This is a genomic window from Rhodococcus sp. NPDC019647, from assembly GCF_044389235.1.
Classification (GTDB): Bacteria; Actinomycetota; Actinomycetes; order Mycobacteriales; family Mycobacteriaceae; genus Rhodococcus_F; species Rhodococcus_F oxybenzonivorans.
Genome location: NZ_JBIRXS010000003.1, coordinates 311,450 through 336,783 on the forward strand (window position 1 = coordinate 311,450; position 25,334 = coordinate 336,783).

Genomic DNA, 25,334 nt, shown 5'->3' on the forward strand with positions numbered 1-25,334 from the left:
ATCCCGCCGGAAGGGCCCGGGTGCGCGGTGATGAGACGATGGAGGCATGACCGAGACCGAGACCGCTCGCGGCGCGCCCCGGAAATGGCGGGGCCGCGAGCCCGAGGATCGCCGGGCCGCACGTCACGAGCAGCTGATCGAGGCCGGTCTGGACATCATGGGCACGGAGGGTGCTGCCGCGACGACGATGCGCGCCACCTGCCGCCGCGCCGGTCTCACGGAGAGGTACTTCTACGAGAGCTTCAAGAACAGGGACGAATTACTGGTCGCCGTTCTCGATCGGGTGGTTCTGGGGGCCCGGGACACCTTGATCGCCGCACTACGCACGTCCCCGTCGGAACCCCGGGATCTCATCAGACACGTCGTGCGGTCCTTCACCGACTACGTGGCCACCGATCGGCGTCGGGGACGGATCATGTTCGTCGAGTCCCAGAGCGTTCCGGAGCTCGCGCAGCGCGGCGAGCAACTGGTGAAGGAGTTCACCGCGCCGATCGCGGCGTCGCTGGAAACGTTGGCCGGCGGCGCCGAACACGACTCCACCACGATCGCGCTCAACTCGATCGCCATCTTCGGTGCTCTCGCGTTCCTGTATCAGCACTGGCTCACCGGAAGTTCACGAATCTCCAAGCGGCGCATAGTCGAGCACGTCTCGCTGGTGATCGAGGCGCAGATCGGCGTCGACAGCACGCCGGCAGGGCGCCCGTAATTCAGGACTCGGTGTAGGTTGCTATCGCGTCCGCGCCGGGAACGTCGTGAAAGCGCCTGAACGGTATGGCATCCTCACGGGGTGCGGCGGTGCAGAGGTGAGAGTGGGGTAGCCGGTACGCCGGCTGCGACCACGTCAGGGGTAACCCCTGGCTCTGCATTGTTCACCGGAGGCACCGTCCGACGCACGACCGCACGCTCCGCGTGCTTCGGCGCGCCGCAGACGACAGGTATCGGTCGCCTCTCACCGTCGCACGCATGACAGGGCGTCGCGCCCTGTCCCCGGCTGTGGCGCGTCGCCTCGCCGCGGTGGCGACGTCGGGTTCCTGGACGCGAGCCGGGATTGCCCAGCGGTTCGAGGAGATCGGCACCCCGGACGCCGACCGGATCGCAACACGATTGTTCGACCTTCTGCCCACTCCTCCGGTGGAGGGGGTCGACAGCGTGTACCGGTTGCTGTCGGAACTGCCGCACATCGACGAGCCGGCTCCGGTGGTAGAGCAACCTGACCACGAGTGGAGGTTCGACGTTCCGAAGTGGACCCACACGTTCGCGGTAGCGCAGGCGGTCGGTCTCACCCCGGCGGAATTGGACTGGTTCGCCGATCCGGGTGAGTGGCTGCGGAACAAGGGGCCTACCCTGCAGCACTACCGCTACCGAATACGGTCGGATCACCGACTGCTGGAAGCACCCAAGGAACGGCTCCGCGAGGTGCAGCGCCGAATCCTGCGGGGTCTCCTCGATCGAGTACCTCCGCATGCCGCCGCGCACGGCTTCGTGCCCGGGCGCAGCGTTCACACTTTCGCGGCCCCGCATGCGGGTCGAGACGTGGTGGTGCGGATCGATCTGCGCGCGTTCTTTCCGTCGATTTCCCAGGCTCGGGTGCGGGCGGTTTTCGACTCGCTCGGATATCCGCCACGGGTGTCGCGTGTGCTGACGGGGCTCTGCACCACCTCCACTCCACCGGACGTTCTCGCGAGGCTTCCGTTCGACACGGCGAGCCGATTACGGGGGTCACACCTGCCGCAGGGGGCGCCGACGTCGCCGGCCCTCGCGAATCTCGTCGCGTATCGGCTCGATCGACGGCTGACCGGACTGGCGCGGTCATCCCGAGCCGAATACACGCGGTACGCCGACGATCTCGCGTTCTCCGGCGTCGACCTCGCGGCGGATCGCCTGATCTCCGCCGTCGGCCGGATCGCGGCGGACGAAGGGTTCTCGGTACATCCGCGCAAGACGCGGATCATGCGAGCGCACCGACGGCAGCACCTGGCGGGACTCGTGGTCAACTCGCACGCGCAGGCCGCCCGCACGGAGTACGACCAACTGCGTGCGCTGCTCTTCAACTCCCTGCGCACCGGCCCGGATCTGCAGAACCGGCAGGGGCGCTCGCACTTTCGTGAATACGTCTACGGGCGCATCGCCTGGATCGGGGAATCGAACCCGAACCGCAAGCGTGCGCTGCTCGCCCTCGCCGACCGGATCGAGTGGACGGGGTGAACCGACCCTTGCGGTGACAACGCGGCAGTTGTTCGATGGAGGGAGGCGCACCATGTGTTCGGGCGTGCCGGCGAGGAGAACGCTGATGTTGTACGTCGCGCTGTTCGGATTCATCCTCTGGGTCCTCTGTTTCGCCGATGCGATCACCACCGACGACAACGAGGTCCGGAATTTGTCGAAAGACGGCTGGCTGGTTGTGGTGTTGCTCCTGCCGATCGTCGGCTCGATCCTCTGGCTGGTAGCGGGGCGGCCCGAGAAGTACCCCGGCGAGCGCCTGCCCGAAGACCCGGAGGAGGCCGAGTTCGTGCGCCGATGCCGTGAACGTGCCGAGGAGCAACGCCGAGAGAACCGGCGGCCTCCGCAGGAGTAACCTCGCCGCCCACCGGAACTCCGGCTACAGCGGCCGAGGCAACCCGGGTGCGACGGTGCGGGCGAGGATCCCCAGAGTGGCGCGCAGAGCAGTCTCGGAAATCACCGGGAAGATTCCGGCGTCCCGCCAGACGGGGTCGATGGACGACCAGTCGTAGAACGAGGTGACCATCGTGCCCTCCTCGATCGGCTCGAGGCGGTAGCCGTACACGTGGCCGATCTGCGGGCGAATCCGGCCGAGGACCTTCCACGAGATCTCGCGGTCGGGAACGAAGGTCTCGATCGTCACGGTCACGTCGTACAGACCGAGATCCACGTCGTTCAGCGCATCACGGTCCATGTGGACGACGAAGCTGTCACCTGCCGCGGTGACGGGTTCACCCTCGGCGGACATCAACATGCCGGAACTGTCGATGGCCACGTGCCCGTTCGGGTCGCACAGCACGCTGAAGATGTCCGCCGGCTTCGCCGCGATCGCCCGCTGAACTTCCAGTCGTTCGCGTACCGGGGCGGTCTCGTTCGTGTCGCTGGTCATCCAGGCATCTTCTCACCCTGGCTGGTGCTGCGTCCGGCGCAGGGCCCGGTTACCCCACGTGCGCTTTGAGAGTCTCCAACACCTTCCGGGCCGCGGTCGGGCCGGTGTTGAGGTAGAAGACGTCGTCGTCCACCGGTATCGCCCGGCCCGACCGCACGGCCTCGAGCTGCGACCACAATGGTGCGTTCGTCAGGGTGGCGGCGTCGCCCTGCACCCCGTAGAACAGCCAGTCGGCGTCCGCGACGGTCAGTTCCTCCTCGCTGATGTCACGGGAGGTGTCGTCGAACTGTTGCGACTGCGGGCGGCCGAGACCGGCGTCCTCGCCGATGCTGCCGGTGAACGACGGAATGCCGAAGATCCGCAACCGGTTGCCGTTCTGGCGTGTGAAGGACACTGTCGGGGCTGTGCCGAGTGAGCGGCCGAATTCAGCTGTCTCCGCGTGGTATCCGTCGAGCAGGGTCTGTGCCTGTTCGGTACGTCCGAGAGCATCGGCGGCGAGAAGAAAGTCCTGTTTCCAGTACACCCCGGTGCCCTGGGTGGCGACCGTCGGGGCGACGGCCGACAACTGGCCGTACAGTGTTTCGGCGTCCTTGCCCGCGGTGTTCATCAGGATCAGGTCGGGTTCGAGACGCGCGATGGCCTCGAAGTCGGGGGTGAACCGGGCGCCGACGTCGACGACGGAGTCGAGCGCGACTCGGTGTTGCGGATAAGCATCCTTCAGGTATTCCGGGACGAGTTCGGCGCCGTCCGCTCGCGTGGATGCCGCGGGCACGACACCCAGGGAGAGCAGGGCATCGGCCTGACCGGTGGAAATCACGACGACGCGCCGCGGTTCCGAGTCGACGGCGGTCTCCCCGGCGAAGTGGGTCACCGTCCGCGGGAATTCGCCGTCCGATGCGCCGCTGCCCATACCGTCCGGAAGGGTCCGGGGTGCGGCCACCTCACCGGCCACCTCACCGGCCTCCGCATGGCCGGTTGTGGGCGGCGTCGACGGTGCTGCCGTGTCACCGCCGCCCGAACACCCCACCAGGGTGAGCGACACCGCGCCGATGATCAGTGCGCTCGCGTAGTGCTTGCCTCGACCGGCGAACATGGCAACTCCTGGAGGTAGTTAGGGAACCCTATCGTCGGGAGGGTAAACCAGTGCCGATCCGGCTGCGGATCCGCCCTCAGGAGCTCGCATAGACCGGCAGGACCCCGGCCTCTGCTGCATCCGTCAGCGTCGGCGCGGCCGAGTCCTTGCCGGACAGCTGGAAGTTCAGCGGCGAGCCGTCACGTCCGACGGCGGGCCAGTCGATGGCGAGTTCGGGGTCGAACGGATGGACGTCGTGGTCGAGTTCGGGGGTGTACTCGAGGGAGCACAAATACATCACCGTGGACGCGTCCTCGAGCGACAGAATTGCGTGGCCCAGACCTGCGGGGAGATACACGGCGCGACGGTCCACATCGTCGATCACCACGGAATCCCACTGCCCGAAGGTGGGGGAGCCCACGCGCACGTCGACGATGACGTCGAGGAACGCACCTGTGACGCAGGTGACGTATTTCGCCTGACCCGGTGGGGTGTCGGTGAAGTGGATGCCGCGCAGCACGCCGGCGGCGGACACCGAGCAGTTGGCCTGCGCGAGTTCGAGTCGGTGTCCGACAGCCGCCTCGAACTCGGAGCCCTTGAACCACTCCAGGAACACGCCACGGTCGTCACCGAACTGTCGTGGCGTGATCTCCCACGCCCCGGGGATCGTCAGCTCCCGATATTCCACGTCACCAGTCCTTGCCGCGTTCGAGGATTTCGAGGAGATAGTCGCCGTAGCCCGATTTACCGAGAGTAGCTGCACGCTCGGCCAATTCGGTGTCGGTGATGAACCCGCGCCGCCAGGCGACCTCCTCGGGAACGCCGATCTTCAGTCCTTGCCGGTGCTCGAGCGTGCGGACGAAGTTCGAAGCCTCGAGGAGGGAGTCGACGGTGCCGGTGTCGAGCCAGGCGGTTCCGCGGGGCAGGACCTCCACCTGTAACCGCCCGGCCTGCAGGTACGCCTGGTTGACGTCGGTGATCTCGTACTCGCCGCGATCCGACGGGGTGAGGCCCCGCGCGATGGCGACGACGTCGTTGTCGTAGAAGTACAGCCCGGGAATCGAGTAGTTCGACTTCGGGGTGGCCGGTTTCTCCTCGATAGAGGTGGCACTGCCGCGCTCGTCGAACTCCACCACACCGTACGAACTGGGGTCGGAGACCCAATAGGCGAACACTGCCCCGCCGTCGATGTTCTCGAACCGGTTCAAACGGGAACCGAGACCGGGTCCGTAAAAGATATTGTCCCCGAGAATCAGGGAGACCGGCTGGTCACCGATGTGATCGGCGCCCAGGACGAAGGCTTGGGCGAGGCCGTTCGGCTCCTTCTGAACAAGGTACGAGAGGTTGACACCGAACTGGGAGCCGTCGCCCAGAAGCCTGCGGAACTGCTCTTCGTCGTGAGGGGTGGTGATGATCAGGATGTCGCGGATGTTGGCCAGCATCAGCGTGGAGAGCGGGTAGTAGATCATCGGCTTGTCGTAGACAGGTACCAGCTGCTTACTCACCCCGAGAGTGATGGGATGCAGCCGCGACCCCGTGCCACCGGCCAGAATGATTCCGCGCATGTGCGCAGTGTTCCAGTGTTCGCCGCGGATGAAAACTCGGCGCCGCCGCTACCCTTGGTGCCCATGAGGCTTCTCGTGACCGGCGGGGCGGGGTTCATCGGCGCCAATTTCGTACATCTGACGGTGGCCGAGCGGCCCGACGTGCAGGTGACCGTGCTCGACGCCCTGACGTACGCCGGCAACCGACGCTCACTCGACCCGGTCGCGGATCGGATCGAATTCGTCCACGGTGACATCGCCGACGGTGCGCTGGTGAACAGCCTGGTCGCGGCCTCGGACGCGGTGGTCCATTTCGCGGCCGAATCACACAACGACAACTCGCTGGCCGACCCCACGCCGTTCCTGCGCACTAACGTGATGGGGACGTTCACCCTGCTCGAGGCGGTGCGTGCCCACGACGTCCGCTATCACCACATATCTACGGACGAGGTGTACGGCGACCTCGAGCTCGACGACCCACAGCGGTTCACCGAATCGACGGCCTACAACCCGTCCAGCCCGTACTCGGCTACCAAGGCGTCGAGCGACATGCTGGTGCGGGCCTGGACACGGTCGTTCGGCGTGCGGGCCACGCTCTCGAACTGCTCGAACAATTACGGCCCGTACCAGCACGTCGAGAAGTTCATTCCGCGGCAGATCACCAACCTCATCGACGGGGTCCGGCCGCGTCTGTACGGCAGTGGCCGCAACGTGCGCGACTGGATTCACGTCGACGACCACAACTCGGCAGTGTGGACAATCCTCGAGAAGGGCAGCATCGGCCAGACGTACCTAATCGGTGCGGACGGTGAAGTAGACAACCGGACGGTCGTCGAAACGCTGCTCGAGCTGTTCGGCCGCGATATCGACGACCTGGACTTCGTCACCGACCGCCCCGGGCACGACCTCCGCTACGCCATCGACTCGACGCGGCTCCGCACCGAGCTGGGGTGGACACCTCGATACGCCGATTTCCGCGGCGGACTCGAAGCCACCGTGCGCTGGTACCGCGACAACGAACCGTGGTGGCGGGCGCAGAAGGAATATGCCGAAAAGGTTTATTCTGCAAAGGAATCCGTCATCGGCTGAGTTCGCGTGCTCCGGCGACCGAGCCTCGTATCAGGTTGCTCCTCGGCGAAACCGCAGGTAGTACCCGCGGTTGCAGTAAAGATCGCATGTGCATCGTGGTTGAGCGTCCATCAGGTGGGGTAGACCGGAAGGGCGCACCCCGATCGAGCGGTTCTGCAGGACGAGTCGAAGCCGACCACGAGGTGCCCGCGAATAATCGGACAAAGGGGTTCGACAATGAAGGCTAAAGGCCAGGTGGCGTTAGCTGTCGGCGCGGGATACATGCTCGGCCGCACACACAAGATGAAGATGGCACTGATGCTCGCAGCCGCCGGCGCGACCGGACGCTTTCCGGGAGGGCCGCGAGTTCTGCTCGAACGCGGCACCAAGATGCTCGCCAGCTCCCCGGAAGTCGCCAAAATCGGGGAATCGGTGCGAGGGGAACTGCTCAACGCCGCGAGGGCTGCGGCGGTCACGGCGGCCAGTCAGCGGATCGATTCGCTGAACAGCCGCCTGCAATCGAGCGGTCAGGGTGTCACCGACACCGTGGGCGGCGTCGCGGACGTTGCCGGTGTGGGGGATGTCGTTCGCAAGAGGGGGCGGCGTTCCCGGAAGAACGACGTCGATGCAGCGACCGTCGACGCGGAGCTCGAGGACGAGTACGCCGACGAGGAAGCTGAGATCGAGGACGAGCAGGACGAGCCGGAGCCGGAGCCCGAGCCCGCCGTCCGCCGTCCGACCGCACGTCGCCGGGCGACAAGTGGAGCCGGCTCTCGAAACGGCGAGTCTCGTTCCGAGTCGGCCGCCGATGAGGGCGACGAGCCTGCGCCGCGCCGTCGTAAGACGAGGGCCCAGGCCCCCACCGATGCGGCGCCGGTTCGCCGCGGGCGGAGGTAAATCGATGACTACGAATCTGACTGACAAGGTGAAGGACACGGCGTCGTCCGGCGGGAAGAAAGGCGCCTCTGCGTCGTCCCCACTGCAGGATGCGGTACAGAAGCTGGTCGGCACCGTCGCGGAACGGGCGCTGACGTCCGTGTCGAGCAAGGTTCTGTCCACCTCCGGGCGGCTCAACGAGTACGCCGAAGGCGGCGGTGGCGGGCTCCTCGCGGCAGTCACCGGCTCCGAGAAACTGGCCGCGGGAGAATCCCCGGTCAAGTCCGCTGCCTCTGGCGCCACACAGTTCGTCAAGGACAAAGCGTCCGACCTGAAGGAAGCGATCACCGGTGGTGGCGGCGGCGGCAAGGGCAAGAAGCTCAAACTCACCAACATCATCGAAGAAATCGATGTGGGTGTTCCGGTGCAGCTCGCCTACGACCAGTGGACTCGGTTCACCGACTTCCCGCAGTTCATGAAGAAGCTCGAACAAGTGGAGCAGGTATCGGACGAGAAGCTCGAGTGGAAGGCGAAAGTCTTCTGGTCGCGGCGGACGTGGGAATCGACCATCATCGAACAGGTCCCCGCTGAGCGCATCATCTGGCGCTCGAAGGGCGCCAAGGGCTACATCGACGGTGCCGTGACCTTCCACGAACTGACGCCGGACCTCACCCGCATCCTCGTCGTTCTCGAATACCACCCCAAGGGCCTGTTCGAGAAGACCGGGAACATCTGGCGTGCACAGGGTCGGCGAGTGCGATTGGAACTCAAACACTTCCGGCGTCACGTCATGACCCAGACGGTGTTGCACCCGGATGAAGTCGAGGGCTGGCCCGGAGAGATCCGCGACAGCCAGGTGGTCGAGCCGGAGGAATCCGAGGAAGAGGAACCGGACGACACCGGGCGAGACGAGGCGGAAGCCGACGAGTTCGACTTCGACGAGGACGAGCTCGAGGCGGAAGAATCTGAACCGGACGAGCCGGAACCGGAAGAGTCGGACGCGGACGACACCGAGCAGGACGAAGTCGAAGAACCCGAACCGGAGCCCGAGGAAGAGGAGGCGCCGCCGCCGAAGCGGCGAGCCCGCAGGCGCTCGACAGCCCCGGTCGGTAAGAAGCAAGGAGCGACCCGATGACCACGGCGATCCAACCGGCCGGCGGCGGCGGTGGAGTGGGCGGTGGACCCAGTTCGAGCAGCCTCGCCGACGTCGTCGACACCATCCTCGACAAGGGCCTCGTGATCGATGCCTACGTCCGTGTGTCATTGGTCGGCATCGAGTTGCTGACCATCGACGCACGTGTCGTGGTCGCGAGCGTCGACACCTATCTGCGGTTCGCCGAGGCGGTCAATCGGCTCGAGATCGGTGACAACGAGCCGAAAGGCCTGCCGGACCTCGTCCAGGACGTCACGGAGGGAGGCGCCAAGTCGAAGACCCGCGGCGCTCTCGAGGCCGCCGGCGAGAAACTCGGTGATCTCCTCGGAGGTGAACAGGAACAACCGGAGCGAGTGACGCGAAAATCGAGTCGGGGAGACCGGTGATGACTACTTCGGATCAGACTACCGACGCGCCGGAACGGGAAGGCACGAAAGGTGTCTACGTGTACGGCATCGTCCCGGCAGACGTGGAGCCGGAAGCAGATGCCGTCGGTATGTGCGATGCGAAGGTCGATGTCGTGAAGCAGGGGGATATCGCGGCGCTCGTCAGCGAGGTGTCGGTGGATCGGCCGCTCGGCAAACCGGAAGATCTGCGGGTGCACGCTCACATTCTGGACGGTACTTCCCGTGTGGCGCCGGTGCTTCCGCTGAGGTTCGGTGCGGTCCTGACGGACGCCGACGCGGTGAAGGAGGAATTGCTCGCCGAACACGAGGACGAGTTCGCGGCGGCGCTGCAGGAGCTCGAGGGCAAGGCACAGTACGTCGTGAAGGGGCGGTACGTCGAGAAGACGATCCTCCGTGAGGTGATCAGCGAGAATCAGCAGGCGAGCGACCTCCGCGACACCATCCGTGATCAGCCGGAGGACGCCACCCGCGACGCCCGGATGGCGCTCGGTGAAATCGTCAACAATTCCATCGCGGCCAAACGGGAGCAGGACACCCGCACGGTGGTGGATGCACTCACGCCGCTGGCCGACTCGGTCAACGTCCGGGAACCGACGCACGAGGAAGATGCTGCGCAAGTGGCGGTGCTAGTCGAAGTCGAGAGGCAGGGTGAATTGGAAGAGGCCGTCGGAGAACTCGCCAAACAGTGGGAAGGCCGGGTCGAGATGCGAGTGCTCGGCCCGCTCGCACCCTACGACTTCGTGGTGACGCAGACACCGGAGGGCTGAGCGATGGGCCTGCTGTCGTTCGTGTTTACTCTGCCTCTGGCGCCGGTGCGGGGCGTGATTTCGCTGGCCGAGGTGATTCAACGTCAGGTCGAACAGGAGATGCACAACCCGGCGACGGCCCGCCGCGAACTCGAGGAGCTGGAGCAAGCACGGGAACGGGGCGATATCACGGCCGAGGAAGAAGAACAGGCGCAGCAGGCGATCCTCGATCGAATGACCTCCGGGACGGCGACCAGCCCGCATAACCGCCAGAAGGAGTGACCGATCATGGCAGAGGATCAGCCTCCACCGTTGCCGGCACCCGAGATCGCCCAGGTCGCTTTGCGGGACATCACGAAGCTGACCGGGAAACAGCCTCTCGGGGCCACGTCCGTGATGCCCAGCGACGACGGGTGGACCGTCGAGATCGAGGTGGTCGAAGACAGGCGCATCCCGTCGTCCGCGGACATGCTCGCGCTGTACGAGGTGGTGTTGGATCTGGACGGACAACTGTTGTCCTACCGCCGGACTCGGCGCTACATGCGGGGCAGCACTAATAACGGGGGCGCAGCCTCATGACCGTCGCGGGGGGCGGTTCCGGGCCGATGTCGCAGGGCGGCGGCCTCGGCGGCGGCCATCAGTCGACGAACCTGGGCGACATCCTCGAGCGGGTCCTCGACAAGGGTTTGGTGATCGCCGGCGACATTCAGGTGAATCTCCTCGATATCGAACTGCTGACCATCAAGGTGCGGTTGGTCATCGCCTCGCTGGAAACGGCGAAGGAGGTGGGCATCGACTGGTGGGAACACGATCCCTGGCTGACGGGCTCGAAGAGCAGCATCGAGATCGAGAACGCCCGGCTGCGTGAACGGATCGCCGAACTCGAGTCCGATCGTTCGGTGTCGCCCGCATTGGGAGGTGCCGAGTCGATCGAGGTGGAGGGGCAACGTCAGGACACCGACGATGACGCGCAGTGACGGGGTTTGGCTGTACGGCATCACTTTCGACGGCGTCGGCGATGCCCAACTGGAGGGCGTTACGGGCGTGGCCGGTGAACCGGTGCGAGCGGTCGCCTCGGAGGGGCTGGTCGCGGTGGTGGGGTCGGTCAGTCTCAGCGAGTTCGGGGAGGACTCCCTGCAACGGAATCTCGAGGACCTCGATTGGCTGGCGGCCACGGCCAGGGCACACGACCGAGTGGTGGCCGCAGTATTGCGTTGCGGTCCCACCGTTCCGCTGCGACTCGCCACCCTGTATCTCGACGACGACCGGGTTCGTGGCCTGCTCGCTGATCGGCGGGAGGAATTCGCTGCCGCACTCGAGCGAGTGACCGGTCGCAGCGAGTGGGGCGTCAAGGCGTACGGGGACGCCGACACGCTGGCTCAGGCGGCGACGGAAGAGCGCGTTGCGCAGGGCGGTCCCGGCAAGGGAACGGCGTATCTGCTGCGCCGGCGTGCGGAACTGGCCGCGCGGCAGAACGTCGAACGGCAGGCGTCCGAGCACGCCGCGAAAATCCACGCCGCGCTCGTCGAGAAGGCTGTCGACGGCCGGCGACAGCGGGTCACCGATCCGGCACTGACCGGAAAGCGTGCCTGGATGATCTTCAACGGCACCTACCTCGTCGACGACGAGCGGGCGCAGGACTTCGGTGCGCTCGTCACCCGACTCGACGCCGAACATCCCGGTATCACCCTGGAACTCACCGGCCCGTGGCCTCCATACTCCTTCGCCACCATCGAGCAGGTGAACCCATGAGCGAGATGGTTCCTGCCGACGACACGCGGCAGATCGCCCTGGTCGACCTCCTCGATCGAGTGCTCGGCGGTGGGGTGGTGATTACCGGGGAGATCACGCTGTCGCTCGCCGACGTCGACATGGTCCGCATCTCGCTGCGCACGCTGATCGCCTCGGTGAGTGCCCTGGTGCCGGAAGTGCAGGAAGCCGGCGATGAGTGACACCCCACTTGGAAGCGACACCCCACCGCCTGCCGAGCTCGACGCGTTGACGGGCGAGGGGCGTCGTGTCCTGCCGCAGCGTATCGACGCCGACCCGGAGTCGGTCGAACGCGGCCTCGTCACCCTCGTGCTCACTCTCGTGGAACTGCTCCGTCAGCTGATGGAACGCCAGGCACTGCGCCGGGTGGACAACGGTGACCTGAGCGACGAGCAGATCGAGCGGATCGGCACGACGCTGATGCTCCTCGAGGAGCGGATGGCCGAACTGCGCGAGCACTTCGGCTTGACGCCCGAAGACCTCAACATCGATCTCGGGCCGCTGGGACCTCTGCTGTCCCACGAGTGACGGGTACGCCCGTCCGGCTACCGCCCGGCTCTCGCTGCGACGGCGAGGCGGGTGTCCTCCGCGATCAGATCGGCATTGACCGCCGCCGCAGCATTGAGTCCCGCTGCAGCGGAAGCGATTACCTGCCCCTTGAGGTCCGCCACGTTTCCCGCGACCCACACGCCCGGAATGGCCGTGGCGCCCATGGCATCCGAGGCGATATAGGTGCCCACCACGTGTCCGCCCATCTGCTGCTCCACGGGCTCCAGTCCGAGTGTGGTCAGCACGTCGGCACGCGCGGTGAACACCGGCGCGACCACCACTGCGGCGCAGGCGAATTCCTCACCGGAGTGCAACCGGACACCGGTGAGGCGATCTTCGGTCACCGTGAGGCCCGACAGCTTTCCGTCGACCACGGAGATGTCCCGGGCGGCGAGTTGCTCGTACTCCTCACCGGTTGGCTCGATCGCGTCGTTGAGGAACAGCGTCACCTTGTCGGTCCATTGCCGCCACATCAGTGCCTGGTGAATCGAGAAGGGGCTGCTCGCCAGAATGCCGATCGGCTGGTCCCGCACCTCCCACCCGTGGCAGTACGGGCAGTGGAGCACATCGCGGCCCCAACGTTCGGACACGCCGGGAATGTCGGGCAGCTCGTCCACCAACCCCGTGGTCACCAGCAGTCGCCGGGCCGAGACCGAACGTCCGTCGGCAAGGGTGACCCGGAAGCCGTCGTCCTCGGCGGTCACGGCGGAGGTGACGGTGCCGGTCACCACCTCGCCTCCGTAGGAAACGACCTCGCCGCGGCCGATGTCGAGCAATTCGGCCGGGGGAGTGCTCTCGCGGCCCAGATAATTGTGGATGTGCCCCGCCGGGGCGTTGCGCGGGGCGCCCGCATCGATCACCAGCACCGACCGCCGCGCCCGGGACAGGGCCAGTGCCCCACTCAGTCCTGCTGCGCCACCACCGACGATCACCACGTCGTATTTGTCCTTCACTGCGTCCTCCTTCGTTCGGGCTTCGGAATCGAACTCTCCAGCACTCCGTGCAGCATTGACAAACTCTTTTGCCGGGATGGCAAGATGAGGGTATGAGCGACGACATTCCCGACCTCGGCGGTGTCCTCGACGCCGTGGGTCCACGACTGAAGGCACTCCGTCAGCAGCGCGGCGCAACGTTGGCGCAGCTGTCGGACGCCACCGGCATCTCGGTGAGCACCCTGTCCCGTCTCGAGTCCGGTCAGCGCAAACCCACGCTCGAGCTGATGCTGCTCCTCGCCCGAGCGCACCAGCTTCCACTCGACGAACTCGTCGACGCGCCCGCCACCGGTGACCCGCGGGTCCACCTGCGGCCGATCGAGCGTTTCGGCACGAAGATCATTCCCCTCACCCGCAGACCGGGCGGAATCCAGGCGTTCAAGCATGTCATCCCGGCGCGGGAGCCGTCGCCGAGCGAACCGCAGTTGCAAGTCCACGAGGGATACGAATGGCTCTACGTCCTCTCCGGGCGGCTTCGCCTCCTGCTCGGAGAACACGACGTGATCCTCACCGCGGGTGAGGTGGCCGAGTTCGACACGCATGTACCGCACTGGTTCGGCAACCCTGGCCCCGAGCCGGTCGAAATCCTGAGCCTTTTCGGACCGCAGGGGGAGCGGGCCCACGTCCGGGCCCGGCCCGCAGGTGATGCGGCGCTCTGACCGGCACGACCGCGCGCACCACCCCAGCCGGAAAGGCGGGCTGAGCCGCGGCGAAGGGTTCGATCGCGATACCCTGCCCGGGTGGATACAGCGAACGCCTCCGTTTCCGACGTCGAGCTGACCGAGCACCGGGCGGTGTCCGATCGACTCGTCGCGCAGCGAGGACCGTTCACGGGCACCTCACCGATCGTCAACGACGACCTCTACGCAGTGGTCAAGCGGGGTGGATCCACCCGCACCCGATTCGCACTGCATCTGCACGCCGGCGCCACCGTCCACACCAACACCTTCTTCGGCCGGTTCCCGGCCAGCTACTGGCAGCGATGGACCACTGCCGCCGAGGTCACGGCCACAGCGCGGATCGACGCCGCAGACCACTGCCGGGCGCAGCTCCTGGCCTCCGACATCGGCGGGCACCGACGCATCATCGCCGCCGAGGTGATCACCGGCTCCGGCACCGTCACCCTCACCGCGAAACTCGACAAGTTCGCCGACGGCGGCGCCTTGTGGCTGCAGTTCGATGCGCTCGAAGGCGGCGTCACCGTTGCCGACATCGAATGGACGGTGGCCTCGCCCGAGACCGTCCGGCCGGTGGCCATCGCGATCTGTACCTTCAACCGGGCCGACGACTGCGCCAACACCGTCGCTGCTCTCGCGTCCGACGAGCGGGTGCTCTCTTCCCTCGACGCGGTGTACGTCGTCGACCAGGGCACCGATCCGGTGGAAACCCGCGAATTGTTCCAGCAGGTCGCCCCGAAGTTCGGCGACCGGCTGCACTACCTTCGCCAGGCCAATCTCGGCGGCGCGGGCGGGTTCAGTCGGGGACTCTACGAGGCGTCCGCCGCGGGTCCCCATGCCGATGTCCTTCTGATGGACGACGACGTTCTGTGTGAGCCGGAGAGCGTGCTGCGACTGAGCGCCTTCGCGAACATGACCACCGACCCGGCGCTGATCGGCGCCCAGATGCTGTTCCTGTACAACCCGAACTACCTGTTGGCGTCCGGGGAACGCGCCGACTTGACGACGCTGCGGCGCGGGCTACCGACCGACAAATACGGAGTCCGGAACAGCAACGTTCTGAAGAAACTGCCCGAGCGCCGCATCGATGCCGAGTACAACGGCTGGTGGTCGTGCCTCATCCCGGCCGAAGTGGTCCGGCAGATCGGGATGCCGCTGCCCGTCTTCTTCCAGTGGGACGACGTCGAATACAGCTTGCGGGCCGGCCGGGCGGGCATCCCGACGATCACCCTGCCGTCAACCGGGGTCTGGCACGCCGATTTCTATTGGAAGGATGTCGACGGCTTCGCGCATTACTTCAGTACCCGCAACGGGCTGATCACCGCTGCCCTCGACCCCGGATTCGCGCCGACATCCCTGGCCAAGCAGCTCAGCCGGGAAATCAGTCATTCGATCGTGAGCTTGCAATACGGCCTCGCGCACACGCAGCTGCGGGCGATCGAGGGCTTCCTCGAAGGCCCGAATGCCCTCGCAGATGGTGGGCAGGCAGCTCTCGCCATGATCAACAAGGAGCGCGCCCGGTTCCCGGAGACCATCACCAGGCCGGTGTCCGAGTTGCCGGCGGGCGTCCGGTTCCGTCGAGCCGATCCGCCTCCGAAGGCAGGCTGGGACGATCTGGTGCTCGCGAAACGAGCCGCCGCCCACCTTCGCGGACGCCTCGAACGCGGGCCCGTCGCGATCTCCTACGAGGACGCACGGTGGTGGCATGTCGGACGGTTCGACCACGTGTATGTCACGGACGCGTCGCAAGCCGGTGTGCGCGAACGCAAATACGACAGGGAGCTCGCTGCCGAGATGGGTGGCCGCCTCGCCGGAGTGATGAAACGATTCCGCGCGGAGGCGCCGACCGTCGCGGAGGCGTTCCGTGTCGAGATGCCCACCCTCACCAGCCGTGAAAACTGGACCCGGCTCTACGAGCAGATGAACCAGGCGTCATCGTGATATCGGTTCGGTGATGCGCACGACCACCTGCTCGTGGTTGGCCGTGTAACCGAGGTACTCGAAACCGATTCCCGTGCGGTCGACGAATTCCTTCCACGCCCGGTATTCGTGTTCCTGCCAACCCGGATAGTTGAAGAATTCGTCGAAGACGATCACCGTTCCGGCGACAAGCCGGAGGCCGATCCGGTCCAGCACCGTCTTGGTCGACGAATACAGGTCGGCGTCGAGGTGCACGAAAGCCACCGGATCCGGATGTGTGTCGAGGAAATCGGCGAGCGTGTCCTCGAAAAGTCCCGGGACCAGCTGGGCGCCGCGTACCCGGGGCATCTTCTCTTGGGCGAACTCGCCCGCCGGGAAACCGGTGCGCCAGGTCTGCGGCAGTCCCGAGAACACGTCGAAGCCGAAAACCTCGTGCTGGGCATCTTTGAGCTGTTCGACGATGATCCGCAGGGTGGTCCCCGACGCGACACCGAACTCGAGCGCCATCCCGGGAATCTGCACCTGGGACAGTCCGTACCGCAGCGTGTCGTGGGGATTCCAGAACACGGGAGCTTTCGGCATGTGCTCGAGCACGAACGCCGCCGATTGGTTGGTGGCTCCGACATCGAGGGCCTGGGTGATGTCGCGACGAGCCTGCTGTTCGAGTTCGCCGAGTCTTTGCTGAACGTCGGATACCTCCATCCGGGCATCCGACAGTTCCGACAGGACGCGCGAGAGTTCCTTGTTGGTGGCGGACAGCTCGGCCAGCGTCTGATCGTGCTGGTTCTCGTGCAACTCGCGAGAACGCCGATCCGATTCGGCCACCACCTCATACACGGCGCGCTGAAGCTTGAGTCTGGCCTTTCGCCGAAATCCCTCGAACATGTATCCATGCTGCCAGGTCGCATCCCGGCTCAGGGCCGAACCGGGATGCGAGTTGGGCAGGTGTCAGTGACCGCGGGTTCGATACATCCGGCGATGCCCGCGGGCGATGATCTTCCACTCCCGTTCCCGCTCGGCGCGTAGCCGGGCATCGGCCCGTGACGCGATCCAGCCGTTCTCACGAATCAGCTTGCGGTAGCTCTCGAGTCGTCGTTCGGGAAGCTCGCCGCGCTCGACCGCGGCCAGCACCGCACAACCCGGCTCGGTCTCGTGTGAGCAATCCCGGAACCGGCACTGCGCGGCCCAGTCGTCGATCTCGGAGAACGCCTTGTCGATGCCGTCCGCCGCGTCCCACATGCCGACACCGCGCAGGCCCGGCGTATCGATCAGGGTGCCACCCTGCGGAAGTGGCAGCAGTTCCCGGTGCGAGGTGGTGTGCCTACCCTTGTGATCGCCCTCGCGAACACGGCCCGTCGCGAGCAGGTCCGCGCCGAGCAACGCGTTGGCGAGCGTCGACTTGCCCGCACCGGACGGTCCGATGAGGGCGATGGTGCCGTCGATCATTGCGGTCAGAGCAGCGACGCCGTCGCCGGTCTCGGCGCTCACCGCAACCACTACCGAACCGGGCGAGACTGCAGTCACGGCGGTGACTGCGGTGGAAACGTCCTCGGCCGCATCCGTTTTGGTGAGAGCGACCACCGGCCTCGCGCCGCTCTCCCAGGCCAGTGCCAACAGTCGTTCGATGCGGCCGAGATCGAGGTCGGCGTCGAGAGCGGAGGCGATCACCACCGTGTCGACGTTCGCGGCGAGCACGTGGCCGTCGGATCTGCCGGAGGCGGCGGACCTGACTATGGCGCTGCGCCGCGGAAGCAGGTCGGCGACAACGATCGCGTCACCGCTCGCACGGACAGTGACCCAGTCGCCGGTGCAGAGCGCGTGCTGGCCATTCTCGGCACGAATGATGTCCGAAGACGTTGCGACGTCGCAACGTCCGCGGTCGACGCGGATCACGCGCCCGGGCTCGGAACCCCCGGTGGTGTAGTCGTCGAAGGGAAGGGTGTCGTTCCAGCCGTAAGCCAGGAGTTGTCCAGGGTTGAACATGATGAGTGGAATCCTCGGGTCGGTGAAGTGCCGACCGGACCACCACGATCAGGGTTCGGTCAGGCGAAGGAAGGGGGAGTGTGGACGCACGCGGCATCGACCGACGAGACAATCATCGGACACTCACTCCTTCGCGACACTTTCCGGACCGTTCGGGAATCAGGATCCCACCCGGCAGAACGTCGGGCAACCGATTTTACGGCCGCTCGAAACGCTCCCGGCGTCCCAGCTTCCGCAGTCGCATCCATTCGCGCAGTCCCTGCACGTCGCGCCGTGTGACGAGGAAGTACCACCCGAACCGCACCCATTCCTGGGGAAGCAGCTTCCGCATTCCCGGCTGGGACAGCAGGTATCCCCGGTTGCGGTAGGTGAAGTAGCGCTTGACCTCGTTGTCCGGGTACTGCGTATGCATCCGGCCGCCGAGGATCGGTTTGAACTCCTCAGCGCCGTTCGGGTGCACGTACGCCGTCTGAAGGCACGTTCCGAAGGGCAGCCCGGACCGCACCAGCCGGCGATGCACCTCCACCTCGTCGCCGCGTACGAACAGGCGCAAATCAGGAACCCCGACCGCGTCGATCGTGGACGCACGGAACAGCGCGCCGTTGAACAGGGAGGCGATGCCCGGCAGCAGATCGGCGGAGTCGTCACCGTCCTTGTGTAATTCCGAACGAAGCCGCCGCCATTCCACCCCGCGGCGCAGCGGAAACGCCAGGCGGTCGAGGTCGTCGATGTCGCACACCACGGGCGACACTTCGGCCAGCCCGTGCCGGGTCGCGCAGTCGAGCAGGGTCTCGAGCACCTCGTCGCCCTCGGGGCGGCCGTCGTCGTCGGCCAGCCACACCCAGTCGGCGCCCAGCGACAACGCGTAGAGGATGCCGAGTGCGAAGCCTCCCGCACCACCGAGGTTGTGCCGCGACCCCAGGTAGCTGGTCGGAATACCCGCAGACTCGACGAGGGTCCGCACCTCGTCCTCGGCGGCATTGTCGACGACCACCAGATGGTCGAGCGGCCGCGTCTGCGACGCCAGCACCTTCAGCGACTGCGCGAGCAGCTCTCGGCGCTTGTGCGTGACGACGACGCCGATGATCCGCTCGGCGGGAGCGCTCACGCGGACTCCGCCTCCGTGCCGGTGCTCGTGCCCGCACTTGTCCCCGTAGGAACGGGACGTTCGCTCGGTCCAGCGCTACCAGCGTCCCGTTCGTACGAACGGGACGGAGCAGTCAAGCCGGCCTTCTCCCGCTCGAGCTCGTAGATCACGTGCCGGACGTGGTCGGCCGCGTCGTCCCCCTCGTACGCCCGGACGACGTCCTCGATGCCACCCTGCTGGCGAATCCGGCCGTGATCGATCCACATCGCGGTGTCGCAGAGCTGGGCGAGGAACTCGTTGGAATGGCTGGCGAACACCAGAATCCCGGACCGTTCGACGAGCGCCTGCAACCGGACCCGGGCCTTCTTCATGAACTCCGCGTCGACGGCGCCGATACCCTCGTCGAGGAGAAGGATTTCGGGGTCGATGCTGGTCACCACGCCCATCGCGACACGCACGCGCATCCCGGTGGAGTAGGTGCGCAGCGGCATCGACAGGTACTCGCCCAGCTCCGTGAATTCGGCGATTTCATCCATCTTCGCGAGCATCTGCTTACGGGTCTGACCGAGGAACAGTCCGCGGATGATGATGTTCTCGTAGCCGGAGATCTCGGGGTCCATGCCGACACCGAGGTCGAAGACCGGCGCCACGCGACCGCGAATGCTCGCGCTGCCCCTGGTGGGCTCGTAAATGCCCGACAGCAGTCGCAGCAGCGTCGACTTTCCGGCGCCGTTGTGGCCGACCAGCCCGATCCGGTCACCCTCCTTCAGCGACAACGTGATGTCGCGCAGGGCCTCGACCACCACCACGTCGGAACTGTTCCGGCCGATGGAGCCGCCGGCCTTGCCGAGGAAGGCTTTCTTCAGCGACCGCGACTTGGCGTCGAAAATGGGGAAGTCGACACAGGCATCCCGCGTCTCGATACTCACATGTTCTGTCATTACTTCAGACCCCTAAACCCAGTAGGGCACGCGGGCCCGGTACTTGCGAAGCGCGAGGATGGCGGCGGCCCACCCGACAACGGTGATGGCCAGCACGATGTACCAGTGGTATGCCTGCTGGTCCTGTCCGATCATCGGCGCCCGGACGATGTCGAGATAGTGGAACAACGGGTTCAGCTCGGCGAGCTTGACCCGCTCGGCGGCCTGACCGCCCTGCGCCTCGAGGCTCTGGGTGGTCCACATGATCGGGGTCAGCACGAACAGCAGCAGCGTCAGGCTGGAGAGGATCGGCGCGATGTCCCGGTATCGGGTGGAGAAGATGCCGAACATGATCGACACCCACGCCGCGTTGAGAACGATCAGCGCCAGGGCCGGGATCGCGGCCAGCGAAGTCCACGTCAAGTCGCGCCACACGCCGAATGCCACGAGCATGATCACGTAGATCAACAGGTTGTGGGCGAACAGCAGCAACTGTCGCCACACCAGCCGATACACGTGCACGCTCAACGCCGACGGCAACTGCTTGATCAGGCCCTCGTTGGCGATGAAGACCTCGGAGCCCTCGAGGATGCTGGCACTGATCAGGTTCCAGACGATCAGTCCCACCGTCACGTACGGAAGGAACTCCGGCAGCGGGATGTCCAGGAGCGCGGCGTACAGAATTCCGATGGCCGCAGCCTGCACGCCGGTGGCGATCGTGATCCAGAACGGGCCGATCACCGACCGGCGGTACCGCTGCTTGATGTCCTGCCAGCCGAGGCTCAGCCACAGCTCTCGCTGAGCGAAGCCGTCCCGGAGGTCCTTGAACGCACGACGGAAGGTCTGCGAGTCGGACACCGGATGCGGAACGCCTGCGGCCTCGGATTCGATAGCGGATGCTGACACGGGCACCGAGCCTACCGGGAGTCGACTTCCACGCTGCGCCGCCCGTTGCTACAGGTACTGGCCGGTACCGCTCGATTGGTGTCCCTCGCCGTGGTTCTGCGGCGGGTGCGGGTTGCCGATGCTGATGCCCGGTGGGAGGGCGCCTTGACGCATCATCTCCAGCTGCGAGCGTGCGGCCATCTGCTGGGCGAAGAGTGCGGTCTGGATTCCGTGGAACAAGCCCTCCAGCCAGCCGACCAGCTGGGCCTGCGCAATGCGGAGCTCCGCGTCCGACGGGACGGTGTCGTCGGTGAAGGGCAACGTGAGGCGCTCGAGCTCGTCCCACAACTCGGGGGCGAGCCCCTGCTCGAGCTCGCTGATCGACGACTTGTGGATGTCTTTGAGCCGAGTGCGGCTGGCGTCGTCGAGCGGTGCCGCCCGCACCTCCTCGAGGAGCTGCTTGATCATCGTCCCGATCCGCATGACCTTGGCGGGCTGCTCGACCATGTCGGCCACCGACTCCGGTTTCGCGTTGTCCTCGGCGCCGGCTTCGGCGTCGGCGGATCGCTTCGCGGCCTCTTCGACGGGTATGGCCACAGGCTGACCGTCGGGGCCGATCACGAGGACGTGTTCATTCTCCGAGTTCGTCATGACTCCATCTTGTCTGTTCGCGCTCGGGCATGCGCGGGTGCGTCCGATTTCTCCACATTCAGGGTTTGTTGCACACCACAACAAGAGGCGGCTGGCTTCGACCGTATTGACTCAGGGTCTTAGAGTGTCGGGCATGGCTTACGACGTTGCCCGCGTACGGGGACTGATCCCGTCACTCGGCGACGGTTGGATCCATCTCGATCCTCAGGCCGGCATGCAGATCCCCGACGCGGTGTCGCGCACCGTTTCGACGGCCTTCCGGGCGTCCGCCTCCTCGTCGACCGGCCGTCACGTGTCCAGCCGGCGGAGCGCCGCAGTGCTCGACGCCGCCCGCGCCGCCGTCGCCGACCTGGTCGGTGGTGATCCTGCCGGGGTGGTCCTCGGCCCCGACCGCGCCGTCCTGCTCGCCTGGCTGGCCGAGTCGTTGAGCACACGACTCGGACTCGGAACCGGGCTGGTTCTCTCCCGTCTCGACGAAGAAGCGAACGTGGCGCCCTGGCTCCGCGTGGCCGGCCGCTACGGCGCCCAGGTGCGCTGGGCAGAGGTCGAGATCGAGACCTGCGAACTCCCCAGCTGGCAGTTCCAGGACCTCATCACCACCACAACGCGGCTCGTCGCCCTCACCGCGGCATCCCCGATCGTCGGCTCCGCGCCCGACGTCCGAGTCGCCGCAGATCGCGTCCACGAGGTGGGCGGCCTGATGGTCGTCGATGCCATCGGCGCCGCTCCCTACGCCCACGTCGACATCAACGAGCTCGGAGCCGACGTCGTCGCTGTCGGAGCCACCTCCTGGGGTGGGCCGCAGGTCGGCGCCCTCGTCTTCCGCGACCCCACCCTCCTCGACCGCATCCCCGCCGTCTCGCTCAACCCCTATGCACGCGGCGTCGAACGACTCGAGGTCGGGGGACACCAGTTCGCCCTGCTCGCCGGGCTCACCACCTCGATCGACTTTCTCGCCGGACTCGACGAATCCGCCACGGGATCACGCCGGGAAAAGCTCGAGACGTCCATCAGCTCGTTGCAGAACTACCAGGACACCCTCTTCGACCACCTCATGTCGTCGCTCAAGAGACTCCCGCAGATCATGGTCATCGGCCGGTCACCCAGCCGGGTACCCACCCTCAGCTTCACCGTCGCCGGAGTCTCCGCCGACAAGGTGGCGTCTCACCTGGCCGACAAACGCATCGCCACGGTCAGCGGCGTCCACGGTGGATCCCGACTCCTCGACGCCCTCGGCGTCAACGACGAAGGCGGCGCGGTCACCATCGGCCTCGCCCCGTACACCACGCGGTACGAGATCGATCAGCTCGTCGGCGAACTCGCTTCGCTGGGCTGACGTACGCACCGCCCCGCCGCTGACTGATGGGTCAGCGGCGGGGCGGCCCGAGGGCGTCAGTGCCGCGGAATGGTGAGAATCACTTTGCCGACGGTCTCCGGCGAGTCGAGCAGCTCGTGGCCGCGCGGCGCCTCGGTGATCGGCAGTTCGGCCGACACCACGGGTTGTATCGCGCCCTCGGTGATCAGTGGCCACAGGCGGTTTCGGACGTCGGCGACGATTTCCGCCTTGCTCTCGCGCCCGTTTTCTGGACGGCCGCGTAGTCCGGTGGCAGTGATGTTGCCGCGCTTCGCGAACAGTCGGGTGAGATCGAGCTCGCCTTTGCGTCCGCCCTGGAAGCCGATGATGACGAGCCGTCCGTCCGACGCCAGCGCGTCGATGTTGCGGCCGAGGTACGAGCCGCCCATGTTGTCGAGAATCACATCGGCGCCGTGTCCGTCCGTCGCCTTCTTCACTTCTTCGGCGAAGTCGTCTTCGCGGTAGTTGACGAGGATGTCGGCACCCCGCTCGCGGCAGCGTTCCAGTTTTGCCTCGGATCCCGCCGTGACTGCCACCCGTGCGCCCAACGCGACACCCACCTGGATGGCATGGGTGCCGATGCCGCCGCCGCCACCGTGCACCAGCAGGACGTCACCGCGCGACAACCCGGCCCGCATCACCACGTTCGACCACACCGTGCAGGCAACCTCGGGTAGGGAAGCGGCGACGAGGAGATCGACGCCCTTCGGTACCGGTAGTAGCTGGGTCGCGGGGACGGCCACCCGTTCGGCGTAACCACCGCCCGCGAGCAGGGCGCACACGTGGTCGCCGACGGACCACTCCGAGACGCCGTCGCCGACCTCAGCGACAATGCCGGAACATTCGAGGCCGAGAATGTCGCTGGCACCGGGTGGCGGCGGGTAGAACCCCTGGCGTTGGGCGAGATCTGCGCGGTTGACGGCGGTAGCCGCCACATCGATGAGAACGTGGCCGGGTAGCAGTTCAGGATCGGGCTGCTCCGCCCATCGCATGACTTCCGGACCACCCGGCTGATCGATCGTGATCGCATACATGAAGGACGACGTTAGCGAATGGAGGCGACGCACGGTCCCTGCCTGCGATCCCGCTTGTCAAATCGAGGGATTGGGGCCCCGACGCTACTGGAAAGTAACGTCACGCTACTAGAATATGAACCTGTGACAGCAGAAACCTCCGACGCCGAAGTCGAGACCAATTGGTTGACCCCGGCCGAGATGCGCGCATGGCGCGGCTATATGGACGGCAACCAGCGGCTCATGGACGTCCTCAACAGGGATCTGCAGGAAAAGCACGATCTGTCGCTCGCCGACTACCGAATTCTCGTGCTGCTGTCCGAATCGCCCGACGGTTCACTACGGATGTCCGATCTCGCCGACGGGGTCCTGTCCTCGCGCAGTCGCCTCACGCATCAGATCCGGCGCATGGAAGCGCAAGGCATGGTCACCCGGGACACCTGCCTGGAGGACGGCCGGGGTGTTCTCGCCGTCATCACAGACGAGGGTCGGGCGCGACTGGCCGAGGCGGCACCCACCCACGTAGCCGGGGTCCGGCGCAACCTCGTCGATCAGCTCACCAAATCGCAGCTCAAAGTACTCGCCGAGGTGTTCGAGCGGGTAGACAAAGCCATCGGCGACCGCTGACCGGTTGCAATCGCCGACACCGTTACCGATAGGATCGCGCACGGAAGCGTGGCAGAGCGGCCGAATGCACTCGCCTTGAAAGCGAGCGTGGCGTTAAACCCACCGGGGGTTCAAATCCCTCCGCTTCCGCCGAAGAAGCGGCCCCGCCCCGGCACCACACGTGCCGGGGCGGGGCCGCTTCTTTTCCACGGGTCAGTTGCCGGTCGGCACACCCGGCCCTGTCGAGAGTCATCGCGGCGGACGCGTGTCCAAGCATCCGCTGAAGTGCCTTCACATTCACGCCTGGCCCGGCCGCTCTTCCCGGGTCTGCCACCGGTTTCGGTCACTCCGTTCCGCTTTTAGCCGAGTAGTGGGGCGATTACAGACGCGTAGAACTCGCGGAATCCTGGAATCGGGACGTACATGAACCAGCTGAGCATCGGGGGTCGATCCGTTCAATGATGTGGGTCTACCAGATTTGTTGAACCACCATCCACAGCCACTCGCGGACGGGCTGCGGAAACGGGCTGTAGTACAACCACCAGTTATCCATGGTGGTCAGCCGAAGATCTGATGAAAGAGCGTTTCCAGCGGATACACCGTGTACCAGTACGTATCACCGAGCAGATAGGACAGCGGAGTGGTCAGCGGAGACGGGTACATGGGGGATCCTCTCGTCGATCACCGGTCACCCCGACCCGAATCATGGTTCGCCCGGATAGCGGGCCCTGTCAATTGTCCGCCGAAGGCCCCTCGCCTGTTGCCGCAGGTGAGGGGCTTTTCTATGCGCTTTTCGAGGGCGCTTCCCACGGCCTCGGAATCGTCGTCGAACAGGTCCGCGTACGCGTCCAGCGTCATCGCTGCCGACGCGTGACCGAGCATCCTCTGTAGCGCCTTCACGTTGACTCCGTCCGACACGGCAAACGCCGCCGACTCGCAACTGTCCAATGTC

The 25,334-nt window shown here is 66.0% G+C and carries 30 protein-coding genes, 1 tRNA gene and 1 pseudogene; 19 read left to right on the forward strand and 13 right to left on the reverse strand.

Going from position 1 to position 25,334, the window contains the following annotated elements; genetic code table 11:
• The first annotated feature begins 46 nt into the window (after nucleotides 1-46).
• The 3 genes from ACH49N_RS08980 to ACH49N_RS08990 all read left to right on the forward strand — a co-directional run bounded on the left by ACH49N_RS08980 (nucleotide 47) and on the right by ACH49N_RS08990 (nucleotide 2,575).
• On the forward strand, nucleotides 47-706 hold the full coding sequence (locus tag ACH49N_RS08980) for a TetR/AcrR family transcriptional regulator (RefSeq protein ID WP_358271682.1): 660 nt from the start codon (nucleotides 47-49) through the stop codon (nucleotides 704-706).
• A 257-nt stretch (nucleotides 707-963) separates the two neighbouring features.
• Nucleotides 964-2,205 (forward strand): reverse transcriptase family protein, encoded by a 1,242-nt coding sequence (locus ACH49N_RS08985; protein WP_358271680.1) that lies wholly within the window; start codon nucleotides 964-966, stop codon nucleotides 2,203-2,205.
• A gap of 85 nt (nucleotides 2,206-2,290) precedes the next feature.
• Nucleotides 2,291-2,575: a PLDc N-terminal domain-containing protein gene (locus ACH49N_RS08990; protein WP_358271678.1), complete on the forward strand. Its 285-nt coding sequence runs from the start codon at nucleotides 2,291-2,293 to the stop codon at nucleotides 2,573-2,575.
• Between the two features lie 24 nt (nucleotides 2,576-2,599).
• On the opposite strand, the gene ACH49N_RS08995 is transcribed toward ACH49N_RS08990, so the two are convergent.
• The 4 genes from ACH49N_RS08995 to rfbA all read right to left on the reverse strand — a co-directional run bounded on the left by ACH49N_RS08995 (nucleotide 2,600) and on the right by rfbA (nucleotide 5,746).
• Complete coding sequence (locus tag ACH49N_RS08995; RefSeq protein WP_159918833.1) at nucleotides 2,600-3,109, reverse strand: polyketide cyclase; 510 nt, start codon at nucleotides 3,107-3,109, stop codon at nucleotides 2,600-2,602.
• 49 nt (nucleotides 3,110-3,158) lie between these two features.
• Nucleotides 3,159-4,202, reverse strand: coding sequence for an iron-siderophore ABC transporter substrate-binding protein (locus tag ACH49N_RS09000; RefSeq protein WP_358271677.1), 1,044 nt, complete (start codon nucleotides 4,200-4,202; stop codon nucleotides 3,159-3,161).
• 76 nt (nucleotides 4,203-4,278) lie between these two features.
• Nucleotides 4,279-4,869, reverse strand: coding sequence for a dTDP-4-dehydrorhamnose 3,5-epimerase (locus tag ACH49N_RS09005; protein WP_358271675.1), 591 nt, complete (start codon nucleotides 4,867-4,869; stop codon nucleotides 4,279-4,281).
• 1 nt (nucleotide 4,870) lies between these two features.
• Nucleotides 4,871-5,746 carry a glucose-1-phosphate thymidylyltransferase RfbA gene (rfbA, locus tag ACH49N_RS09010; RefSeq protein ID WP_159918836.1) on the reverse strand — a complete coding sequence of 292 codons (876 nt, stop codon included), beginning with the start codon at nucleotides 5,744-5,746 and terminating at the stop codon, nucleotides 4,871-4,873.
• A gap of 63 nt (nucleotides 5,747-5,809) precedes the next feature.
• Between rfbA and rfbB the strand changes: the two genes are divergently transcribed.
• From rfbB to ACH49N_RS09065, 11 genes are all read left to right on the forward strand, one after another.
• A complete protein-coding gene (gene rfbB / locus ACH49N_RS09015) occupies nucleotides 5,810-6,814 on the forward strand; it encodes a dTDP-glucose 4,6-dehydratase (protein ID WP_358271673.1) in 1,005 nt (334 codons plus the stop codon).
• A gap of 216 nt (nucleotides 6,815-7,030) precedes the next feature.
• Nucleotides 7,031-7,690 (forward strand): hypothetical protein, encoded by a 660-nt coding sequence (locus tag ACH49N_RS09020; protein ID WP_358271671.1) that lies wholly within the window; start codon nucleotides 7,031-7,033, stop codon nucleotides 7,688-7,690.
• 4 nt (nucleotides 7,691-7,694) lie between these two features.
• Nucleotides 7,695-8,804, forward strand: a complete 1,110-nt coding sequence (locus ACH49N_RS09025; RefSeq protein ID WP_358271669.1) for an SRPBCC family protein — start codon at nucleotides 7,695-7,697, stop codon at nucleotides 8,802-8,804.
• Nucleotides 8,801-9,208, forward strand: coding sequence for a gas vesicle protein GvpJ (gvpJ, locus tag ACH49N_RS09030; protein ID WP_358271667.1), 408 nt, complete (start codon nucleotides 8,801-8,803; stop codon nucleotides 9,206-9,208). Before ACH49N_RS09025 ends, gvpJ begins: the two co-directional genes overlap by 4 nt.
• A complete protein-coding gene (locus ACH49N_RS09035; RefSeq protein WP_358271665.1) occupies nucleotides 9,208-9,996 on the forward strand; it encodes a GvpL/GvpF family gas vesicle protein in 789 nt (262 codons plus the stop codon). The genes gvpJ and ACH49N_RS09035 overlap by 1 nt, the downstream gene beginning before the upstream one ends.
• Nucleotides 9,997-9,999: 3 nt before the next feature.
• Nucleotides 10,000-10,257, forward strand: coding sequence for a gas vesicle protein GvpG (locus ACH49N_RS09040; protein WP_358271664.1), 258 nt, complete (start codon nucleotides 10,000-10,002; stop codon nucleotides 10,255-10,257).
• A gap of 6 nt (nucleotides 10,258-10,263) precedes the next feature.
• On the forward strand, nucleotides 10,264-10,554 hold the full coding sequence (locus tag ACH49N_RS09045) for a gas vesicle protein (protein WP_358271662.1): 291 nt from the start codon (nucleotides 10,264-10,266) through the stop codon (nucleotides 10,552-10,554).
• Nucleotides 10,551-10,952, forward strand: a complete 402-nt coding sequence (locus ACH49N_RS09050; protein ID WP_159918844.1) for a gas vesicle protein — start codon at nucleotides 10,551-10,553, stop codon at nucleotides 10,950-10,952. Before ACH49N_RS09045 ends, ACH49N_RS09050 begins: the two co-directional genes overlap by 4 nt.
• Nucleotides 10,939-11,727, forward strand: coding sequence for a GvpL/GvpF family gas vesicle protein (locus ACH49N_RS09055; protein ID WP_358271660.1), 789 nt, complete (start codon nucleotides 10,939-10,941; stop codon nucleotides 11,725-11,727). The genes ACH49N_RS09050 and ACH49N_RS09055 overlap by 14 nt, the downstream gene beginning before the upstream one ends.
• Nucleotides 11,724-11,927, forward strand: coding sequence for a gas vesicle protein (locus tag ACH49N_RS09060; protein WP_159918846.1), 204 nt, complete (start codon nucleotides 11,724-11,726; stop codon nucleotides 11,925-11,927). Before ACH49N_RS09055 ends, ACH49N_RS09060 begins: the two co-directional genes overlap by 4 nt.
• Nucleotides 11,920-12,273, forward strand: coding sequence for a gas vesicle protein K (locus ACH49N_RS09065; protein WP_358271658.1), 354 nt, complete (start codon nucleotides 11,920-11,922; stop codon nucleotides 12,271-12,273). Before ACH49N_RS09060 ends, ACH49N_RS09065 begins: the two co-directional genes overlap by 8 nt.
• Nucleotides 12,274-12,290: 17 nt before the next feature.
• On the opposite strand, the gene ACH49N_RS09070 is transcribed toward ACH49N_RS09065, so the two are convergent.
• Nucleotides 12,291-13,247, reverse strand: a complete 957-nt coding sequence (locus ACH49N_RS09070; protein WP_358271656.1) for an NAD(P)/FAD-dependent oxidoreductase — start codon at nucleotides 13,245-13,247, stop codon at nucleotides 12,291-12,293.
• A gap of 92 nt (nucleotides 13,248-13,339) precedes the next feature.
• On the opposite strand from ACH49N_RS09070, the gene ACH49N_RS09075 reads away from it, so the two are divergent.
• Entirely contained in the window at nucleotides 13,340-13,945 is a 606-nt protein-coding gene (locus tag ACH49N_RS09075; protein ID WP_109326108.1) for a helix-turn-helix domain-containing protein, read from the forward strand.
• An 81-nt stretch (nucleotides 13,946-14,026) separates the two neighbouring features.
• Nucleotides 14,027-15,904 (forward strand): glycosyltransferase, encoded by a 1,878-nt coding sequence (locus ACH49N_RS09080; RefSeq protein WP_358271654.1) that lies wholly within the window; start codon nucleotides 14,027-14,029, stop codon nucleotides 15,902-15,904.
• Here the strand turns inward: ACH49N_RS09080 and ACH49N_RS09085 are convergent.
• From ACH49N_RS09085 to ACH49N_RS09110, 6 genes are all read right to left on the reverse strand, one after another.
• Entirely contained in the window at nucleotides 15,896-16,768 is an 873-nt protein-coding gene (locus ACH49N_RS09085) for a TylF/MycF/NovP-related O-methyltransferase (protein ID WP_358271653.1), read from the reverse strand. The two genes, ACH49N_RS09080 and ACH49N_RS09085, sit on opposite strands and share 9 nt — an antisense overlap.
• Nucleotides 16,769-16,831: 63 nt before the next feature.
• Nucleotides 16,832-17,866, reverse strand: coding sequence for a ribosome small subunit-dependent GTPase A (rsgA, locus tag ACH49N_RS09090; RefSeq protein ID WP_358271651.1), 1,035 nt, complete (start codon nucleotides 17,864-17,866; stop codon nucleotides 16,832-16,834).
• 196 nt (nucleotides 17,867-18,062) lie between these two features.
• A complete protein-coding gene (locus ACH49N_RS09095; protein WP_358271650.1) occupies nucleotides 18,063-18,974 on the reverse strand; it encodes a glycosyltransferase family 2 protein in 912 nt (303 codons plus the stop codon).
• Complete coding sequence (locus ACH49N_RS09100) at nucleotides 18,971-19,894, reverse strand: ABC transporter ATP-binding protein (RefSeq protein ID WP_358271648.1); 924 nt, start codon at nucleotides 19,892-19,894, stop codon at nucleotides 18,971-18,973. The genes ACH49N_RS09095 and ACH49N_RS09100 overlap by 4 nt, the downstream gene beginning before the upstream one ends.
• Nucleotides 19,895-19,906: 12 nt before the next feature.
• A complete protein-coding gene (locus ACH49N_RS09105) occupies nucleotides 19,907-20,779 on the reverse strand; it encodes an ABC transporter permease (RefSeq protein WP_159918852.1) in 873 nt (290 codons plus the stop codon).
• A 48-nt stretch (nucleotides 20,780-20,827) separates the two neighbouring features.
• The gene (locus tag ACH49N_RS09110; RefSeq protein WP_358271646.1) at nucleotides 20,828-21,409 is read right to left on the reverse strand and encodes a bacterial proteasome activator family protein; all 582 of its coding nucleotides are present in this window, start codon (nucleotides 21,407-21,409) and stop codon (nucleotides 20,828-20,830) included.
• Between the two features lie 133 nt (nucleotides 21,410-21,542).
• On the opposite strand from ACH49N_RS09110, the gene ACH49N_RS09115 reads away from it, so the two are divergent.
• Nucleotides 21,543-22,745 carry a cysteine desulfurase-like protein gene (locus ACH49N_RS09115; RefSeq protein WP_109326121.1) on the forward strand — a complete coding sequence of 401 codons (1,203 nt, stop codon included), beginning with the start codon at nucleotides 21,543-21,545 and terminating at the stop codon, nucleotides 22,743-22,745.
• A 56-nt stretch (nucleotides 22,746-22,801) separates the two neighbouring features.
• On the opposite strand, the gene ACH49N_RS09120 is transcribed toward ACH49N_RS09115, so the two are convergent.
• Nucleotides 22,802-23,797 (reverse strand): NAD(P)H-quinone oxidoreductase, encoded by a 996-nt coding sequence (locus ACH49N_RS09120; RefSeq protein WP_358271643.1) that lies wholly within the window; start codon nucleotides 23,795-23,797, stop codon nucleotides 22,802-22,804.
• Between the two features lie 123 nt (nucleotides 23,798-23,920).
• On the opposite strand from ACH49N_RS09120, the gene ACH49N_RS09125 reads away from it, so the two are divergent.
• Nucleotides 23,921-24,403 (forward strand): MarR family winged helix-turn-helix transcriptional regulator, encoded by a 483-nt coding sequence (locus ACH49N_RS09125; protein WP_109326123.1) that lies wholly within the window; start codon nucleotides 23,921-23,923, stop codon nucleotides 24,401-24,403.
• A gap of 42 nt (nucleotides 24,404-24,445) precedes the next feature.
• A tRNA-Ser gene (locus ACH49N_RS09130) sits at nucleotides 24,446-24,532 on the forward strand.
• Nucleotides 24,533-25,063: 531 nt separating this feature from the next.
• Here ACH49N_RS09130 and ACH49N_RS09135 read toward each other — a convergent pair.
• Nucleotides 25,064-25,315: pseudogene (locus tag ACH49N_RS09135) on the reverse strand (hypothetical protein); the annotation flags it as partial.
• Nucleotides 25,316-25,334 lie beyond the last annotated feature (19 nt).